Annotated in this window: 16 protein-coding genes; 3 read left to right on the forward strand and 13 right to left on the reverse strand. The window is 55.7% G+C overall.

Going from position 1 to position 17,651, the window contains the following annotated elements:
• The 9 genes from pabC to yceD all read right to left on the reverse strand — a co-directional run bounded on the left by pabC (nucleotide 1) and on the right by yceD (nucleotide 7,134).
• Nucleotides 1–810: an aminodeoxychorismate lyase gene (gene pabC, locus IM267_RS04965; protein ID WP_112791718.1), complete on the reverse strand. Its 810-nt coding sequence runs from the start codon at nucleotides 808–810 to the stop codon at nucleotides 1–3.
• Nucleotides 811–930: 120 nt separating this feature from the next.
• The gene (gene fabF, locus IM267_RS04970) at nucleotides 931–2,172 is read right to left on the reverse strand and encodes a beta-ketoacyl-ACP synthase II (RefSeq protein ID WP_063866366.1); all 1,242 of its coding nucleotides are present in this window, start codon (nucleotides 2,170–2,172) and stop codon (nucleotides 931–933) included.
• A 91-nt stretch (nucleotides 2,173–2,263) separates the two neighbouring features.
• A complete protein-coding gene (acpP, locus tag IM267_RS04975; RefSeq protein WP_003857954.1) occupies nucleotides 2,264–2,500 on the reverse strand; it encodes an acyl carrier protein in 237 nt (78 codons plus the stop codon).
• A gap of 154 nt (nucleotides 2,501–2,654) precedes the next feature.
• Nucleotides 2,655–3,389 carry a 3-oxoacyl-ACP reductase FabG gene (gene fabG / locus IM267_RS04980; RefSeq protein ID WP_023335278.1) on the reverse strand — a complete coding sequence of 245 codons (735 nt, stop codon included), beginning with the start codon at nucleotides 3,387–3,389 and terminating at the stop codon, nucleotides 2,655–2,657.
• A 12-nt stretch (nucleotides 3,390–3,401) separates the two neighbouring features.
• Entirely contained in the window at nucleotides 3,402–4,331 is a 930-nt protein-coding gene (gene fabD / locus IM267_RS04985; RefSeq protein WP_193032927.1) for an ACP S-malonyltransferase, read from the reverse strand.
• A gap of 15 nt (nucleotides 4,332–4,346) precedes the next feature.
• Nucleotides 4,347–5,300 carry a beta-ketoacyl-ACP synthase III gene (locus IM267_RS04990; RefSeq protein WP_063866364.1) on the reverse strand — a complete coding sequence of 318 codons (954 nt, stop codon included), beginning with the start codon at nucleotides 5,298–5,300 and terminating at the stop codon, nucleotides 4,347–4,349.
• A 6-nt stretch (nucleotides 5,301–5,306) separates the two neighbouring features.
• A complete protein-coding gene (plsX, locus tag IM267_RS04995; protein ID WP_203464446.1) occupies nucleotides 5,307–6,341 on the reverse strand; it encodes a phosphate acyltransferase PlsX in 1,035 nt (344 codons plus the stop codon).
• A gap of 81 nt (nucleotides 6,342–6,422) precedes the next feature.
• Nucleotides 6,423–6,596 (reverse strand): 50S ribosomal protein L32, encoded by a 174-nt coding sequence (rpmF, locus tag IM267_RS05000; protein ID WP_003857964.1) that lies wholly within the window; start codon nucleotides 6,594–6,596, stop codon nucleotides 6,423–6,425.
• A gap of 16 nt (nucleotides 6,597–6,612) precedes the next feature.
• Nucleotides 6,613–7,134 carry a 23S rRNA accumulation protein YceD gene (gene yceD, locus IM267_RS05005; RefSeq protein ID WP_003857966.1) on the reverse strand — a complete coding sequence of 174 codons (522 nt, stop codon included), beginning with the start codon at nucleotides 7,132–7,134 and terminating at the stop codon, nucleotides 6,613–6,615.
• 140 nt (nucleotides 7,135–7,274) lie between these two features.
• On the opposite strand from yceD, the gene IM267_RS05010 reads away from it, so the two are divergent.
• Nucleotides 7,275–7,859, forward strand: a complete 585-nt coding sequence (locus IM267_RS05010) for a nucleoside triphosphate pyrophosphatase (RefSeq protein ID WP_193032928.1) — start codon at nucleotides 7,275–7,277, stop codon at nucleotides 7,857–7,859.
• Between the two features lie 95 nt (nucleotides 7,860–7,954).
• Here IM267_RS05010 and rluC read toward each other — a convergent pair whose 3' ends face one another.
• The gene (rluC, locus tag IM267_RS05015) at nucleotides 7,955–8,902 is read right to left on the reverse strand and encodes a 23S rRNA pseudouridine(955/2504/2580) synthase RluC (protein WP_193032929.1); all 948 of its coding nucleotides are present in this window, start codon (nucleotides 8,900–8,902) and stop codon (nucleotides 7,955–7,957) included.
• A 570-nt stretch (nucleotides 8,903–9,472) separates the two neighbouring features.
• On the opposite strand from rluC, the gene rne reads away from it, so the two are divergent.
• Nucleotides 9,473–12,604 carry a ribonuclease E gene (rne, locus tag IM267_RS05020; protein ID WP_193032930.1) on the forward strand — a complete coding sequence of 1,044 codons (3,132 nt, stop codon included), beginning with the start codon at nucleotides 9,473–9,475 and terminating at the stop codon, nucleotides 12,602–12,604.
• 41 nt (nucleotides 12,605–12,645) lie between these two features.
• Here the strand turns inward: rne and IM267_RS05025 are convergent, their stop codons facing one another.
• A complete protein-coding gene (locus tag IM267_RS05025) occupies nucleotides 12,646–13,584 on the reverse strand; it encodes a LysR family transcriptional regulator (protein WP_193032931.1) in 939 nt (312 codons plus the stop codon).
• A gap of 109 nt (nucleotides 13,585–13,693) precedes the next feature.
• On the opposite strand from IM267_RS05025, the gene IM267_RS05030 reads away from it, so the two are divergent.
• Nucleotides 13,694–14,911, forward strand: a complete 1,218-nt coding sequence (locus IM267_RS05030; protein ID WP_193032932.1) for an MFS transporter — start codon at nucleotides 13,694–13,696, stop codon at nucleotides 14,909–14,911.
• Between the two features lie 76 nt (nucleotides 14,912–14,987).
• Here IM267_RS05030 and flgL read toward each other — a convergent pair whose 3' ends face one another.
• Nucleotides 14,988–15,941, reverse strand: coding sequence for a flagellar hook-associated protein FlgL (gene flgL, locus IM267_RS05035; protein ID WP_063866359.1), 954 nt, complete (start codon nucleotides 15,939–15,941; stop codon nucleotides 14,988–14,990).
• A 16-nt stretch (nucleotides 15,942–15,957) separates the two neighbouring features.
• Nucleotides 15,958–17,598, reverse strand: coding sequence for a flagellar hook-associated protein FlgK (flgK, locus tag IM267_RS05040; RefSeq protein ID WP_193032933.1), 1,641 nt, complete (start codon nucleotides 17,596–17,598; stop codon nucleotides 15,958–15,960).
• Between the last annotated feature and the right edge of the window lie 53 nt (nucleotides 17,599–17,651).

A 17,651-nucleotide genomic window follows, 5' to 3' on the forward strand; every position in this document is an offset into this window, starting at 1 on the left:
CTACCTGGTTTGCTCACATAACGGGGCCAGAAACTGGAACAGCTCGCGGGATGACCAGCACGTGTGGCCATAAGCGCGAACGGGGACAACGGGCATTAGCGCATTGCAGATAACAACTTCATCCGCGGCCAGCAGCGCCTCTTCCTTTGCGTTAACTTCGACAACGCGAACGTCAGCGCGTGCCAGCTGTTGCAAACAAAACTGTCGCATTATGCCGTTGACGCCGGCCTGCTCCAGCGAAGGCGTGAATACGTCACTGCCCTTCCGCCAGAGTAAATTAGCCGCACAGCATTCCGTAATGTACCCTTCGCTGTCAAGAACCAGCGCCTCCCCGGCCTCCGTCTGCTCAAGATGAGTACGAATAAGCACCTGTTCAAGGCGGTTAAGATGTTTTATTCCGGCAAGCATCGGGTTTCGTCCCAGGCGTACCGGGCTCAGCGCCAGGGCTACGCCCTCTTCACGCCAGTGCGCGTAGTGGGAAGGATAATCTGAAACGGAAAGGATCCGCGTAGGATGCAGGCAGGCAGAGCCGCTGTACCCTCGCCCGCCGCTGCCGCGGCTTATGATCACCTTCAATACGCCGCTCGTTTTCGCTGATGCCAGCCGACGCATCTCGCTTTCGAGAATGCCCCACGCTGAGAAGGGGATCAGTAACGTTTCGCAGGCTTTTTGTAAACGAAGGATATGGGCTTCGAGCAGGCACACGCCACCGTCGAGAATACGCGCGGTCGTGAAACAGCCATCACCAAACTGGGTCGCCCTGTCGCTTGCCGGCAGCGTTTCTTGCTCAAGGCCATTGATTAAAAACATGGTGGCTCCTTATGCGTTGAGGCACAGTCTGGCAGGATGTTGATAGCCGGACAAGTGGATTTCACCTAATAAAAAAGGCCCGGCAAGCGGACCTTTTTTAACGTCAGTGACTAATCAGACTCAGACCTTTTTGAAGATCAGAGAACCGTTAGTTCCACCGAAACCGAAGGAGTTACACAGGGTGTACTCCATACCGCTCACCTGGCGTGCCTCGTGAGGAACGAAGTCCAGATCGCAACCTTCATCCGGATTATCCAGGTTGATGGTTGGCGGTACAGCCTGATCGCGCAGCGCCAGGATAGAGTAGATTGACTCTACCGCGCCCGCCGCACCCAGCAGGTGGCCGGTCATGGATTTCGTGGAGCTCACCAGTACACGGCTGGCAGATTCGCCGAAGATAGACTTAACAGCCTGCGCTTCTGCTTTATCGCCCGCAGGAGTAGACGTCCCGTGTGCGTTAACGTAGCCAATCTGTGCCGGAGTAATGCCCGCATCACGGATCGCGTTAGCCATAGCCAGCGCGGCGCCCGCACCATTTTCTGGTGGTGACGTCATGTGATACGCATCGCTGCTCATGCCAAAGCCAACGATTTCAGCATAAATTTTCGCGCCACGTTTTTTCGCGTGTTCGTACTCTTCCAGTACGATCATGCCCGCACCGTCACCCAGCACGAAACCGTCACGGTCTTTATCCCACGGACGGCTTGCCGCCTGCGGGTTATCGTTACGGGTTGAGAGCGCACGCGCTGCACCGAAGCCACCGACACCCAGCGGGGTACTGGCTTTTTCAGCACCGCCCGCAACCATAGCATCTGCATCGCCGTACGCGATAATACGCGCGGCCTGGCCGATGTTATGCACGCCAGACGTACAGGCTGTCGCGATTGAGATGCTTGGGCCACGCAGGCCGAACATAATGGTCAGGTGACCTGCCACCATGTTTACAATCGTAGACGGAACGAAGAACGGGCTGATTTTACGCGGGCCGCCATTCATCAGAGACGTATGGTTTTCCTCAATCAGGCCAAGACCGCCAATCCCGGAGCCGATAGCAGCGCCGATACGGGTAGCGTTCTCTTCCGTAATCTCAAGGCCAGAATCCTGCATGGCCTGAACGCCAGCGACAATTCCATATTGAATGAAGGCATCCATCTTGCGCTGTTCTTTGCGCGAGATGATCTCTTCACAGTTAAAATCCTTTACTAAGCCAGCAAATTTCGTTGCATAGGCGCTAGTATCGAAATGGTCGATTAGGCTGATGCCGCTCTGACCGGCAAGGAGAGCTTTCCAGGTGGACTCTACGGTATTGCCGACAGGAGACAACATGCCAAGTCCGGTCACAACTACACGACGCTTAGACACGTTTGTCCTCCAGGGAGGGATAAAAAAAGAGATTCGTGGGACTACAAAAGATAAAACTCAGGCGGTCGAATGACCGCCTGGAGATGTTCACTTACGCCTGGTGACCGTTGATGTAATCAATGGCAGCCTGAACGGTGGTGATTTTCTCAGCTTCTTCGTCCGGAATCTCAGTATCAAACTCTTCTTCCAGAGCCATTACCAGCTCAACGGTGTCAAGAGAATCTGCGCCCAGGTCTTCAACAAAGGAAGCGGAGTTCACAACTTCTTCCTGCTTAACGCCCAGCTGTTCGCCGATAATTTTCTTAACGCGTTCTTCGATAGTGCTCATACTCTTAAATTTCCTATCAAAACTCGCTTTCGCGATGGTTTTCGTAGTGTATAAAATGTTGAAAAATTTGCAACTAAATCCCGGCAGGTCTTACCACGATTTTACGTTATTTTGAGGCCATTTGCCCAAATAACGCAAATATTTTCGATCGTGATTAAACCATGTACATCCCGCCGTTGACGTGGAGGGTTTCACCAGTGATGTAACCCGCTTCGTCAGAGGCTAAAAATGCAACCGCGCTGGCGATTTCTTTAGGGTCGCCAAGACGACCCGCCGGAACTGCCGCCAGCGTACCCGCACGCTGATCATCCGTCAGCGCACGCGTCATGTCCGTTTCAATAAAGCCCGGAGCAACAACGTTTACAGTAATTCCGCGGGACGCGACTTCACGCGCCAGCGACTTACTGAAACCGATCAGACCTGCTTTCGCCGCAGCGTAGTTAGCCTGACCAGCATTTCCCATGGTACCAACCACAGAACCCACAGTGATAATACGACCATGACGCTTTTTCATCATAGCGCGCATTACCGCTTTTGACAGACGGAATACAGATGACAGGTTGGTTTCGATAATATCGTTCCACTCATCATCTTTCATTCGCATCAGCAGGTTGTCGCGAGTGATCCCGGCATTATTGACCAGAATATCCACTTCGCCAAACTCTGCGCGAATATTTTCCAGAACAGATTCGATAGATGCTGGCTCAGTCACATTCAGTACCAGACCTTTACCGTTCGCACCCAGATACTCGCTGATGGCCTCTGCGCCCTTCTCACTGGTCGCAGTCCCGATCACTTTCGCGCCGCGCGCAACCAGTGTTTCAGCAATAGCACGCCCGATACCGCGGCTTGCGCCGGTCACCAGGGCAATTTTTCCTTCAAAACTCATGGTATTCCTCTTTTATTGCGAGAGTGCCGCTTTCATTGCTTCCGGCTCGTTAATCGCCGAGGCCGTCAGGGTGTCAACAATACGCTTCGTCAGGCCGGTGAGAACTTTACCAGGGCCGACTTCGTACAGATGCTCAACGCCCTGAGACGCCATAAACTCAACGGTTTTGGTCCACTGCACCGGGCTGTAAAGCTGGCGAACCAGCGCGTTACGGATAGCGTCGGGTGCGGTTTCGCATTTCACATCGACGTTATTCACAACGGAAATCGTCGGTGCGTTAAAGGTCATTTTTTCCAGCTCAACCGCCAGCTTATCGGCAGCAGGCTTCATCAGAGCACAGTGAGACGGCACGCTCACCGGCAGCGGCAGCGCGCGCTTCGCGCCCGCAGCTTTACAGGCGGCACCGGCACGTTCAACCGCTTCTTTATGACCGGCAATAACTACCTGGCCCGGCGAGTTGAAGTTTACCGGAGAAACCACCTGACCTTCAGCAGATTCTTCACACGCTTTCGCAATAGAAGCATCATCAAGACCGATGATGGCAGACATGCCGCCCGTGCCTTCTGGCACCGCTTCCTGCATGAATTTACCACGCAATTCAACCAGACGAACCGCATCAGCAAAGGCAATAACGCCCGCACAGACCAGCGCAGAATATTCGCCGAGGCTGTGGCCCGCCATCAACGCTGGCGCTTTGCCGCCCTGCTGCTGCCATACGCGCCACAGCGCGACGGAGGCAGCCAGCAGTGCCGGTTGGGTCTGCCAGGTTTTGTTCAGCTCTTCGGCCGGACCCTGCTGGGTCAGCGCCCACAGATCATAACCCAGCGCGTCAGAAGCTTCACGGAAAGTCTCTTCGATAACCGGGTAGTTTGCCGCCATTTCAGACAACATCCCAACGGATTGCGAGCCCTGTCCCGGGAACACAAAAGCAAATTGCGTCATTTTTTAATCCTTATCCTAGAAACGAACCAGCGCGGAACCCCAGGTGAACCCACCACCGAAGGCTTCAAGCAAGACCAGTTGGCCCCGTTTAATTCGTCCATCGCGTACCGCTTCGTCAAATGCGCACGGTACCGATGCCGCAGAGGTATTGCCGTGGCGATCGAGCGTCACCACAACGTTATCCATTGACATGCCCAGCTTCTTCGCCGTCGCGCTGATAATACGCAGGTTAGCCTGGTGTGGCACCAGCCAGTCGAGCGCGGCGCGGTCCAGATTATTTGCTTCCAGCGTCTCGTCAACGATGTGGGCCAGTTCAGTGACGGCCACCTTAAACACCTCGTTACCCGCCATCGTCAGGTAGATCGCGCTGTCCGGGTTAACGCGATCGGCGTTAGGCAGCGTTAACAGTTCGCCGTAGCGACCGTCAGCATGCAGATGCGTGGAGATGATGCCCGGCTCGTCGGACTGCCCCAGCAGTACCGCGCCCGCACCGTCGCCAAAAATAATGATCGTGCCGCGATCGGTTGGATCGCAGGTACGCGCCAGCACGTCAGCGCCGATCACCAGCGCATATTTTACCGCGCCCGATTTCACGTACTGATCGGCGATGCTCAGCGCATAGGTGAAGCCCGCACACGCTGCGGCAACGTCAAACGCCGGGCAGCCTTTAATGCCGAGCATGTTCTGCACCTGGCACGCCGCGCTTGGGAAGGCATGCGTGGCAGACGTTGTCGCCACCACAATAAGCCCGATCTGTTCTTTATCAATGCCTGCCATCTCAAGCGCGCGCTGAGCGGCTTCGTAGCCCATGGTGGACACAGTTTCGTCTGGCGCGGCGATACGACGTTCACGGATACCTGTGCGCGTGACAATCCACTCGTCAGACGTATCTACCATTTTTTCAAGATCGGCGTTGGTACGCACTTGTTTTGGCAGGTAGCTGCCGGTACCTAAAATCTTCGTATACATGTACGCTCAGTCACTTTTAGCTAATACAGATCCCAGGCGAGCGGCAATCCTCTGAGGAACTTGTCGCTGCACCGCCTGCACTGCCTGTTCAATCGCGACGGTAAAGGCTCGCTGATTGGCGGCGCCATGACTCTTAATCACGATGCCGCGCAATCCTAACAGACAGGCGCCATTATACTGGTCGGGGTTGAGGTGACTGAATCGCCGCGTCAGGCTTTTTTGTAACCAACGCTTTAATAAAATCAGCCACCAAGACCTTTTTTTACCGTCTCCCTGCGATTTCAGCAGGGAAAGGAACATTCGTACGACCCCTTCCATGGTCTTCAACGTTACGTTTCCGGTGAAGCCATCACACACTAATACGTCCGTTTTGCCCGTCAGCAACTCATTGGCTTCGAGATAACCAATATAGTTGATGGAGGGAACCTGTTTGAGTATTTCCGCAGCGTCGCGGATACTGTCCAGGCCTTTGGTTTCTTCTTCACCAATATTCAATAACGCAACGCGGGGGTTGTTAATCCCGACCACGTCTTCTGCCAGCACCGACCCCATCACGGCAAACTGAGCCAGCATTGTACTATCACAATCTACGTTAGCGCCCAGATCGAGCACCACCGTTTTGCCCTTCTGCTGGTGCGGTAACACCGTCACCAGCGCCGGACGCTCAATGCCCTCAATCGGCTTGAGCAATAATTTCGACAGCCCCATCAGCGCGCCGGTATTTCCCGCGCTGACGCAAGCCTGCGCTCGCCCTTCTTTCACCAGCTCCAGCGCCATGCGCATAGAGCTGCCACGGCTATTACGAATAGCCTGCGATGGCCGGGCATCACTGGCAATAACTGACTGCGCAGGAATAATCTGCAGACGCGAACGTTGTTCAAAGTCAGCTTTTGCAAGTAATGGCGTGATTGTGTCGGGATTACCGACTAATAGAAGTGTGAGTTGCGAATTAGAATTCAGTGCCTGCAATGCTGCAGGCACTGTCACGGTAGGGCCAAAATCGCCCCCCATGACATCTAACGCCAGGGTTAGACGTGTCAAGGTATCGTCGCAGCCTGGTTCGGTAAACTCCCCGTTTGCACGGGGAAGTTCCTCACTAAGCCTAATCACGCTGACGCGTGATTACTTAGTGATAACCTTGCGGCCGCGGTAGAAACCGTCAGCGGTGATGTGGTGACGCAGGTGTTTCTCACCAGAAGTCTTGTCTACAGACAGGCTGGTAACTGCGGTCAGCGCGTCATGGGAACGACGCATGCCACGTTTGGAACGGGTTGGTTTATTCTGTTGTACGGCCATGGACCTTACTCCTCAATTACTTACGCTTTAAGCTGGCTAATACGGCAAATGGGTTTGGTTTTTGCGCTTCATCAGGCAGTTCCCCAAAGACCATGTCCGCCTCGGACACTTCACAGTGTTCAGAATCATGCACCGGAACCACTGGCAAGGAGAGGATGACTTCATCTTCAACCAGAGCCAGAAGATCGATTTCACCGAATTCGTTAACCTCAATCGGCTCATACGCTTCCGGGAGTGCTTCAGCCTGTTCGTCAGAACGAACCGGACTAAAACAATACGTTGTGTGAACATGCTGTACGAACGGTTTCCCGCAACGCTGACATTCGAGCGTTACCGTTACCTTTGCATCACCGGTTAAGACGGCGAGACGCTGGTTATCGATAGCGAACGACATGGAGCATTCTACATCACTGTCCACACTGACTACAGACTCGGCAATACGCTCGGCCTGATCGGAAGAATAAATTCCTTCGTAATCGAGGCGTTTTTGAGCCGTACGAACCGGATCAAGAGTCAGGGGTAATTTTACCTTTTGCATAGGGCGCGCATATTAACTTTGTAACGTCATAGAGTCAAAGAAAAAGGCAACCAGAGCTGCCTTTTGCCAATTATTCGCACACATTGCGGCCTGTAGTTTAAAATGGCTGGCATCGATACGCTATATCTGGTGATAAAAATATGCCAAATCTCGTACTTGCTTCCACTTCACCCTATCGCCGAATGCTGCTGGAAAAGCTCGGGATCCCGTTTGAATGCGCCGCACCCAACGTTGATGAGACGCCACAGCCGGGAGAGTCGCCACGTCATCTGGTGACCCGTCTCGCAAAGGAGAAAGCGCAATCGTTGGCCGAACGCTACCCTGCTCATCTGATTATAGGCTCCGATCAGGTTTGCGTGCTGGACGGCGAAATCACCGGCAAACCGCATACGGAAGAAAACGCCTGCCAGCAGCTTCTGCGTGCGCGAGGCAGTATTGTGACCTTTTATACGGGCCTGGCGCTTTATAATTCGGCCACCGGTCATCTGCAAAGCGAATGCGAGCCGTTCGACGTGCACTTTCGTCATCTTAGCGAGCAGGAGATTATGGATTACGTGCGCCGGGAACGTCCTCTGAACTGCGCAGGCAGTTTCAAAAGTGAGGGGCTGGGGATTGCGCTGTTCGACAAACTGGACGGTAGGGATCCCAACACGCTGGTGGGTCTGCCGCTGATAGCGCTGTGCCAGATGTTAAGACGTGAAGAGTGTAATCCGCTGACGATGTGACCGTTGCGGCCTGATGCCCTCACCCCGGCCCTCTCCCACAGGAAGAGGGAGAAATACATGTAGGCCGGGTAAGCGCAGCGCCACCCGGCACAAAATCAGCCACGCAGAACTTTCAGACAGCGTTTGAGCTGCTCATCCAGCGGCGCTTCAATACGGATAACTTCCCCGGTATTAGGATGGGTAAACTTCAGCGCTGCCGCATGCAGGAACAGACGCGACAGCCCCGTACCCGCCAGCTGTTTATCAAATTCGCGATCGCCATAGCGGTCGTCAAACGCAATCGGATGGCCCGCAAACTGGGTATGCACGCGAATCTGGTGCGTACGCCCCGTCACCGGGCTACAGCGCACCAGCGTGGCGAATTCGTAGCGCTCTTCTACTTTAAAGCGCGTCTCAGACGGTTTCCCTTCCTGATTAACACGAACAATGCGCTCGCCGCTTTGCAGAATGTTTTTCAGCAGCGGTGCCTGCACCACCTTCACGTGGGACTGCCACTGGCCGCGCACCAGCGCCAGGTAATCTTTTTGCATCCCTTTTTCGCGAAGCTGTTCATGCAGGGAACGCAGGGCAGAACGCTTTTTCGCTACCAGCAGCACGCCGGAGGTATCACGATCAAGACGGTGAACCAGCTCAAGGAAACGCGCTTCCGGGCGCAGCGCGCGTAAACCTTCGATCACCCCGAAGCTCAGACCGCTCCCCCCGTGTACCGCCGTTCCGGACGGTTTATTCAGCACCAGAATGTGGTCGTCCTCATAAAGGATAACCTCGCTCAGGGCCGCGACTTTTTGCAGCTTCGGAGAAACGCCCTCTTCTTCACGCTCTGCTACGCGTACCGGTGGAATGCGGACTTCATCGCCCGCCTCGAGTTTATACTCAGGCTTCACGCGTTTTTTATTCACCCGCACCTCGCCCTTACGCAGGATGCGATAAATCATACTTTTTGGCACGCCCTTCAGCTGGGTGCGCAAAAAATTATCGATACGTTGCCCCGCGTCATCGTCGGCGATGGCAACCATTTTTACGGCTGGAGTCTCTGTTTTCATGGTTGGCGATTCTAAATAGCGTCAGGCAATAGCGCCACTCATTTTTCTATGCTTATATTTACTTTTATCCGGAACACTCCGCTTTCGCGCAATCGATTTGGTGGTTATTAAACCAATCACCCCGTTGAAGTGAAGAAACTGTGAGTAACCGGGTGATAATTGGTAAAAGTCATCTTGCTATAACCCGGCGAGCAGTGGAATAATGAATCCGTTTTCCGCGTTAAATCCGGGTTTTGTAAGGATCTCGACGGAATGACCAATTTTGTCTGACCGATCATCCACGCAGCAATGGCGTAAGACGTATTGATCTTTCAGGCAGTTAGCGGGCTGCGGGTTGCAGTACTTCCCGGTATAAGGATTGTTCTCTGGAGAGTTTTCCCAGGCAATTCCCCTGATAATTGCGCTGTGTTTCCGTATGAAATACAGGCAACCGACACTCTGCGCCTCTTAAGCGAGCGACAACCGTGAGGTTGGCGACGTGAATAGACACGAGGCCATCGGTTCATACCCCGGAAAGCGTCACCTTGCCCGCAGCTTTGTCGTCAATGTAAGAATAACGAGTAAGTTACGATGAAAAGAATGTTAATCAACGCAACTCAGCAAGAAGAGTTGCGTGTCGCCCTTGTGGATGGGCAGCGCCTGTACGATCTGGATATCGAAAGTCCTGGACACGAACAGAAAAAAGCGAACATTTACAAAGGCAAAATCACCCGCATTGAACCAAGCCTTGAAGCTGCATTTGTCGATTACGGTGCTGAGCGTCACGGTTTCCTTCCTCTCAAAGAGATCGCCCGCGAATATTTTCCTGCCAACTACAACTCCCATGGCCGTCCGAACATTAAAGATGTTCTGCGTGAAGGTCAGGAAGTTATCGTTCAGATCGATAAAGAAGAGCGTGGCAACAAAGGTGCCGCACTGACCACCTTTATCAGTCTGGCAGGAAGCTATCTGGTATTGATGCCAAACAACCCGCGTGCCGGGGGTATCTCTCGCCGTATCGAAGGTGATGACCGTACCGAGCTGAAAGAAGCGCTGGCAAGTCTTGAGCTGCCAGACGGCATGGGTCTCATCGTGCGCACCGCGGGCGTCGGCAAATCTGCCGAAGCCTTGCAGTGGGACTTGAGCTTCCGCCTGAAGCACTGGGAAGCCATCAAGAAAGCGGCAGAAAGCCGTCCAGCGCCGTTCCTGATCCACCAGGAAAGCAACGTCATCGTGCGTGCCTTCCGTGACTACCTGCGTCAGGACATCGGTGAAATTCTGATTGATAACCCGAAAGTGCTTGAGCTGGCTCGCCAGCACATCGCCGCACTGGGTCGCCCGGATTTTACCAGCAAAATTAAACTGTACACCGGTGAAATCCCGCTGTTCAGCCACTATCAGATCGAATCCCAGATCGAGTCTGCCTTCCAGCGTGAAGTGCGTCTGCCGTCCGGCGGTTCTATCGTTATCGATACCACCGAAGCGCTGACCGCCATCGACATCAACTCCGCGCGAGCAACCCGCGGCGGCGATATCGAAGAGACAGCCTTCAACACCAACCTTGAAGCCGCTGATGAAATCGCCCGCCAGCTCCGCCTGCGCGACCTGGGCGGTCTGATTGTTATCGACTTCATCGACATGACCCCGGTTCGCCACCAGCGCGCGGTTGAAAACCGCCTGCGTGAAGCGGTGCGTCAGGATCGTGCCCGTATCCAGATCAGCCATATTTCTCGCTTTGGCCTGCTGGAGATGTCCCGTCAGCGCCTCAGCCCGTCACTGGGCGAGTCCAGCCATCATGTGTGTCCACGCTGTTCCGGTACGGGTACCGTGCGTGACAATGAATCTCTCTCCCTCTCCATTCTGCGCCTGATTGAAGAAGAAGCGCTGAAAGAGAACACCAAAGAGGTTCACGCCATTGTGCCGGTGCCAATTGCCTCCTACCTGCTGAACGAAAAACGTGCAGCGGTCAGCGCAATCGAAGCGCGTCAGGGTGGCGTTCGCTGCATCATCGTGCCAAACGACGAGATGCAAACCCCGCACTATCACGTGCTGCGCGTCCGTAAAGGCGAAGAGACAAGCACCCTCAGCTACCTGCTGCCGAAGCTGCATGAAGAAGAAATGGCGCTGCCGTCTGACGAAGAGCCTGCCGAGCGTAAACTGCCTGAGCAGCCAGCTTTAGCAACCTTCATCATGCCGGAAGCACCGCCGGAAGCGACGCTGGAAAAACCAGCGGAAAAACCTGCCGTGCAGAAAGCCGCCCCTGCCGCGCCAAAAACGCAGCCTGAGCAACCGGGTCTCCTGAGCCGCATCATCGGTGCGCTGAAAAAAATGTTTGCCGGCGAAGAAGTTCAGCCTGAGCAGCCGAAAGAAGCGCCAAAAGAAGCGAAACCAGAGCGTCAGCAGGACCGTCGTAAGCGTCAGAACAATCGTCGCGATCGTAACGACCGCAACGAGCGTGGCGATCGTAATGAGCGCCGTGATAATCGTTCCGAGAACAACGAAGGTCGTGAGCAACGCGAGGACAACCGTCGCAACCGTCGCGAGAAGCAACAGCAGAACGTTGACGATCGTGAAATTCGCCAGCAGGCGGGCGATGAGTCCGAGAAGAGCAAACAGCGAGACGAGCAGCAGCCTCGCCGCGAGCGTAGCCGTCGTCGTAACGACGAGAAGCGCCAGGCTCAGCAGGAAGTCAAAAACCTGAATCGCGAAGCGCCTGTAGAACAGCAGGACGCTGAGCAGGAAGAGCGCACCCAGGTTATGCCGCGTCGCAAGCAGCGTCAGCTGACCCAGAAAGTACGTGTCGGTGCTGCTCAGGCGGAAGAAAGCGAAGTCATCGCGGTCGAAGCGCCAGAAAGCACAACGGGTACACAGGTTGCGAAAGTTGATCTGCCAGCCGTGGTGGAAAATCAGGTTGAGCAGGACGAGAGCAGCGAAAACCGTGACAACGCAGGCATGCCGCGTCGCTCCCGCCGTTCTCCACGTCACCTGCGCGTGAGCGGCCAGCGTCGTCGTCGCTACCGTGACGAGCGTTACCCGACTCAGTCGCCAATGCCGCTGACCGTGGCGTGCGCGTCACCAGAGATGGCCTCCGGTAAAGTCTGGATCCGCTATCCGGTTGCTCGCCCTGAGCAGGCTGTTGAAGAGCAGGCTGTAACCGAAGAGGTGATTGCACCGGTAGCCGCGGCAGAAAACGTCGTGACTGAAGCGGCAACCGTGGCAGAGCCGCAGGTTGTTGAGCCTCAGGCTGTTGAAACGGCGGCACCACAGGCTGTGGAAGTGGAAACGACCCATCCTGAAGTGATTGCTGCACCGGTTGATGCCGCCCCGCAGATTATCGCCGAAGAAGATGCCGTAGTGGCTGAAGAGGTCGTGGAACACGCTGAACCTGCACCAGCAGTGGAAGAAACCGCAGACGTTGCCGTCGAAACGGTTACCGAAGAGGTGGTTCAGGACGTCGAGATTCAGGTTAAACCTGTTGTCGAAGAAGTCAAAGCGCCTGAAGTGAAGCCTGCGCCGGTTGAGGCAGTTGCCGCACCAGCCCCTGCGCACGTTGCTACAGCACCTATGACCCGCGCCCCGGCACCAGAGTATGTGCCTGAAGCGCCGCGCCATAGCGACTGGGTACGTCCGGAATTCAACTTCGAAGGTAAAGGTGCTGCCGGTGGTCACAGTGCAACGCACATGGCTACTGCGCCTGCTACCCGTCCGCAGTCTGTGGAATAACACACCCTAAGACTGAAAGCCGACCTTCGGGTCGGCTTTTTTTATGGCTGCTGCACGGGCTTTCTCATTCCGGTGACCTCCGGCATGATCTGCCGCATCATTTCCAGAAAACGCCGCAAGCGCGCCGGATAGTAGCGGGACCAGGGGTAAACCAGATGCACCGGTAACGCTGCCGGCTGCCACTCCGGCAGCAAGTGCACCAGCCGCCCTTCCTGAATATCATCCTGCACCGTCCAGCTGGATACCACCGCCACGCCAAGGCCGGTGAGCGCCGTATTGCGGGCCACATACAGGCTGTCGGTACTCAGACGTGGCGTAATGGTCACACGCGCCGTGGCTGGTGATGCCTCATGAAAAAGCTCCACATGACGTTGGTAAAAAGAGCTGATGGCAATCCAGGGGAGGTGTTGCAGATCGTCCGGCGTGTTAACTGCGGGAAAACGGGCCAGCAGCGCCGGCGACGCCACCACCGAGCGCGGCACTTCAGCCAGCAGCACGGACACGGTCGCCGGATCGACTTCAGCGCCTACCCGGATAGCACAGTCCAGGTTGTCGCCGAGGAAATCAACTGACCTATCGTTGAGCATCCATTCGATTGAGAGCAGCGGATAGCGCTGCAAAAATTCGGTTAACGGCTTCAGAAGCTGATCCTGGCCAAACGCGTGGGGAGCCCTCACCCGCAGAACACCGACCGGCTCCTCCTCTTTCTGCCCCACCTCGTCTTCCAGCGCCAGCCAGCTGTCAATCACCCGTCGGGCATGCTGATAGCAGCGTTCGCCGTCATCGGTAAGACGGGCTGTATGAGTTGTACGCAGCATCAGGCGCACGCCCAGCATGGTCTCAAGCGACTGCAACCGTCGGCTTACCGTCGCCTGGGTTGTTGCCAGCTGGCGAGCCGCCGCAGAGAGTGACCCTGCCTCAACGATGCGAACGAACGTGCGCATCAGCTCTACCCTGTCTATACGCTCAGCTCTTTTCATAGGTTTTATTATCATACGTTCAACGTATAAGCGTTTTACCACTGCGCCCGCTACCGTCGCAAGCCGTCCTGATAAAAAATAGCCGCACACGACGAATGAGGAACATCTTATGAACACCACCACAACCACCACCCAGGCCGTGAGCCGCTGGGTAATCGTTATGCTGGCGCTTGGCGCTGGCTTCAGCGTGGCATCCATCTATTATGCCCAGCCTCTGCTGCCGCTGATGGGCTCAGACCTGCACCTGAGTATCGAAGGCATGGGTATGGTCCCGACGCTCACCCAGGCGGGTTACGCCTTAGGCATCCTGTTTCTGCTCCCGCTCGGCGATCGTCATGACCGCAGGACCTTGATCCTGATAAAAAGTGCGGCCCTGGCGCTGTTCTTGCTGGGCTGTAGCCTGACCGGACAACTGCACTCCCTGCTGCTCACCAGCCTGCTGATTGGCATGGCCGCTACCATGGCTCAGGATATCGTCCCGGCGGCAGCGATCCTGGCACCGGAAGGGAAACAGGGTAAAACTGTCGGCACGGTGATGACCGGCCTGCTGCTGGGCATTTTGCTCTCCAGAACCGTAAGCGGCGTGGTGGGTGAAGCCTTCGGCTGGCGGGTGATGTATCAGCTGGCCGCCGCAAGTATTGCGCTTGTCGGCGTAGCCATGTGGGCCGTGCTTCCCCGCTTCGCTGTTCACTCCACGCTCAGCTACCCGGCGCTGATGCGCTCCATGGAACACCTGTGGCGTCGCTACCCGGCGCTGCGTCGGGCCGCGCTGGCTCAGGGTTTTCTGTCGATTGCCTTCAGCGCGTTCTGGTCGACGCTGGCGGTCATGCTGCTGGAACGTTATCACCTTGGCAGCGCCGTGGCGGGTGGGTTTGGTATTGCCGGTGCCGCAGGCGCGCTGGCCGCACCGCTGGCGGGTGGCCTGGCCGATAAGCTGGGCGCCGGTAAAGTGACCCAGCTGGGTGCCGCACTGGTCACCGTGTCGTTTGCCCTGATGTTCCTGATGCCGGCGCTGGGTGTACACGGTCAGCTGATCCTGATAGCGATCTCTGCGGTGGGTTTCGATCTCGGCTTGCAGTCCAGCCTCGTGGCGCACCAGAACCTGGTCTACGGCCTTGAGCCGCAGGCACGCGGACGTCTTAACGCCCTGCTGTTTACCGTCATTTTCATTGGAATGGCGCTGGGTTCGGCATTAGGCAGCAATATCTATACGCTGGCGGGCTGGACGGGCGTGGTTGGGCTGGCGACCCTGTGTGGCGCCATTGCGCTGGCTATCAGAGTGATTGAAAGCGCCCGGGTGCTGTCCGCACAGGCAGAAAGCGTGTAAAAAAAATGCCCAACCCGGATGGGTTGGGCAGACAAAACATGCCCAGTTTCAAGACATGTTCTAAAAGGTCTGAGTATTATCTGTTCATCTGGAACAACGACATACCCTGCATATCGCTAAAGGCTTTATACGAGGCCTGTAACGCCGCCTGCTGCATGGTGTAGGACGAAATCACCGAGTTCCAGTCCACGTCCACCAGGTCACTCATCTGCTGGGTCTGGCCCAGCGCGCGATCCTCACCCAGAGAATCCAGCTTGCCCAGCTCGTCCAGCTTGATGCCGAGGTCCGCGCGCACGGTCAATACGTTGTTGAGGGAGTTGCTCAGGCCACGGTTGGCTTTATCAATTGCCGCGGTAAACGCTTCGGCCTTCGTTTCGTCATCGCCAACCGGCGTATTCAGCGCACCGATGGCAGCGTCGAGGATCTTGAACAAATTCGTTTCCTGAGCGCTACCATCTGGCTCCGGCTTTGCATTGCTGGTGAAGCTGTCGAAAACTTCAGCGCCCGTATGGCTGATTTGCATCGTCCGCGCGGAGTCAACCTGCTGGCTGATTGGCGTACCGCCGCCCTGATACGTTCCGGTCGCCTGGTCGAACGCCGCCGCTTCGGTTTTGTAACCTGAAAAGATATAGCGACCGTTACCGTCCGTGCTGTTAGCCAGGTTCATCAGCTGATCGCGAATACCTTGCAGGTTCGTTGCCAGCGAAGCGCGGTCATCGTCGCTTAACGTGCCGTTGCCCGCATTGACAATCTTTTCCTGAGCCGCCTGGATTGCGGTTGTCACCTGCGATAACACGTTCTCTTCCAGAGAGACTTTCGTCGTAGCGAAGGAGCGCGCCAGCGCATACTGGCTGTTTTGCGTTTGAGCCTGAGAGAGCACAACGGCCTGCGAAGCGGCAATCGGATCGTCAGACGGACGGTTAATGCGCTTACCCGTAGACATCTGCTCGCCGTAGCTGAGCCAGAGGCTTTGGGAGTTCGTCACGCCGCGCATGCTTTGCTCATACATCATTTGAGTACTAATACGCATTTTTTATGCCTCAGCCTTAGCGGATATTGATCAATGCATCAAACAGCGCGCTCGCCGTTTGCAGCACCTGCGCATTCGCCAGATAGTACTGCTGATAGCGTTGCAGGTTGCCATACTCTTCATCCAGGTTAACCCCGGAGATTGACTGCTGCTGTTTGGTCAGCTGCGTCACTACGTTCACCTTGGTTTCGCTGCTGGTTTTCAGGGACGCCGTGGTGCTGCCCACCGTACTGACCAGGGCGGCATACGCGTCGTTAAAGGTTTTGTTCCCACCGACCAGCTTGGCGCTCTGCAAATCCAGAAGCTTTTGACCGTTGGTATTGTCGCTTTCGCCGCTTCCTTTCGCGGAAGCCATCGCCAGTTTGGACTCGTCGCTGATCGCCACGTCCATATTTACGATGACGTCATTCACCGGCTTCACGATAAAGCTGTCTTTATTATTGGCCGAACCGCTAATGTTGACGTTGAGACCATCGAACGACAGGTTACCGCCTGTATCCGGCTTGGCCGTGAAGCTGGTGTTGTCTGACAGACGGGTGATGGTCCAGTCGGTACCGTTGTACTCAACTTTGTAGTTTGTCGCCTGCACCTTCGTACTGTCCGTCATCGTTGCCGTAACGGCCGCGTTCCCGGTGTTTTTGCCGTTACTCAGCACCGCCGGGGAGCCAAAATCAAACAGCTTACCGCCTTTGTCCCCGTTCGCATCAAAGCCCGCCTGGTGCTGGGTATTCATGGCATCGGCAAACGCCAGCGCCATCTGGTTAAGCGTATTTCGCGCCTGATCCAAATCCTGAGAACGGAACGTTAACAGCCCGCCAAGCGACCCCGTGGTGATCTGTTTTTCCGAGATCTCCACGTTACCCGCGGCGGCATCCACATAGGCAATCGTGGTACGCGCGGGATCCGCACTGGATTTCACCGCAGCAAGCTGGCTTGCGTTGCTGCCCTGTACCAGGGTGTAACCGTTGGCGATTGAAATGTTATAGGTGCCGCTGTCCTGCACGGTCACGTCCACGCCGACAATCTTGTTCAGCTCACTCACCAGCTGATCGCGCTGATCGAGCAGTTCGTTCGGGGATGCGCCCGCCCCTACGCCAGTCAGTCGGGAAATCTGGTCGTTAAGGTTGGCAATCTGCTTCGCGTAGTTATTGATCTGATCGACGCTGGTAGAAATCGCCGTATTAACCTGCGCATCCTGATCGCGGAGATACTGATCGTTGGTTTTGAACTGGTTTACCAGACCATCCGCCTTCCCGAGTACCGTCTGGCGTGCAGCCGGATCTTCTGCGTTACTCACCAGCGTTTGCAGACTTTTAAAGAAATCCTGGAGGTTGGCAGAGAGCGAGTTAGTGGTATCCGAAAGCACGTCGTCAATTTTTGACATCTGCTGGTAGCGCGTGGTCAGCCCGCTGCTCTGGTTCTGCGCCGCGCGCAGCTGGTTGGTGATAAATGAATCATATTCACGCTGAACGCCGGAGACATAGACCCCGTTACCCACCCAACCGCCGCCGGTCAGGGTGCTGTTTGATGCGCCCAGAATGGTGGTCTGGCGGGTATAACCTGCCACGTTGTAGCTTGAAATATTATTACTGACGGTATTGAGTGCCGACTGCGCAGCACTGAGGCCACTCATGGCGCTGTTAATCAAACTGGACATGGGGGTTCCTTTTATACGTTCAGACACAAGTCCTGATGAAGGTTATCGGCAAC

Source organism: Enterobacter cloacae complex sp. P15RS (genome assembly GCF_014895905.1).
Classification (GTDB): Bacteria; Pseudomonadota; Gammaproteobacteria; order Enterobacterales; family Enterobacteriaceae; genus Enterobacter; species Enterobacter quasihormaechei.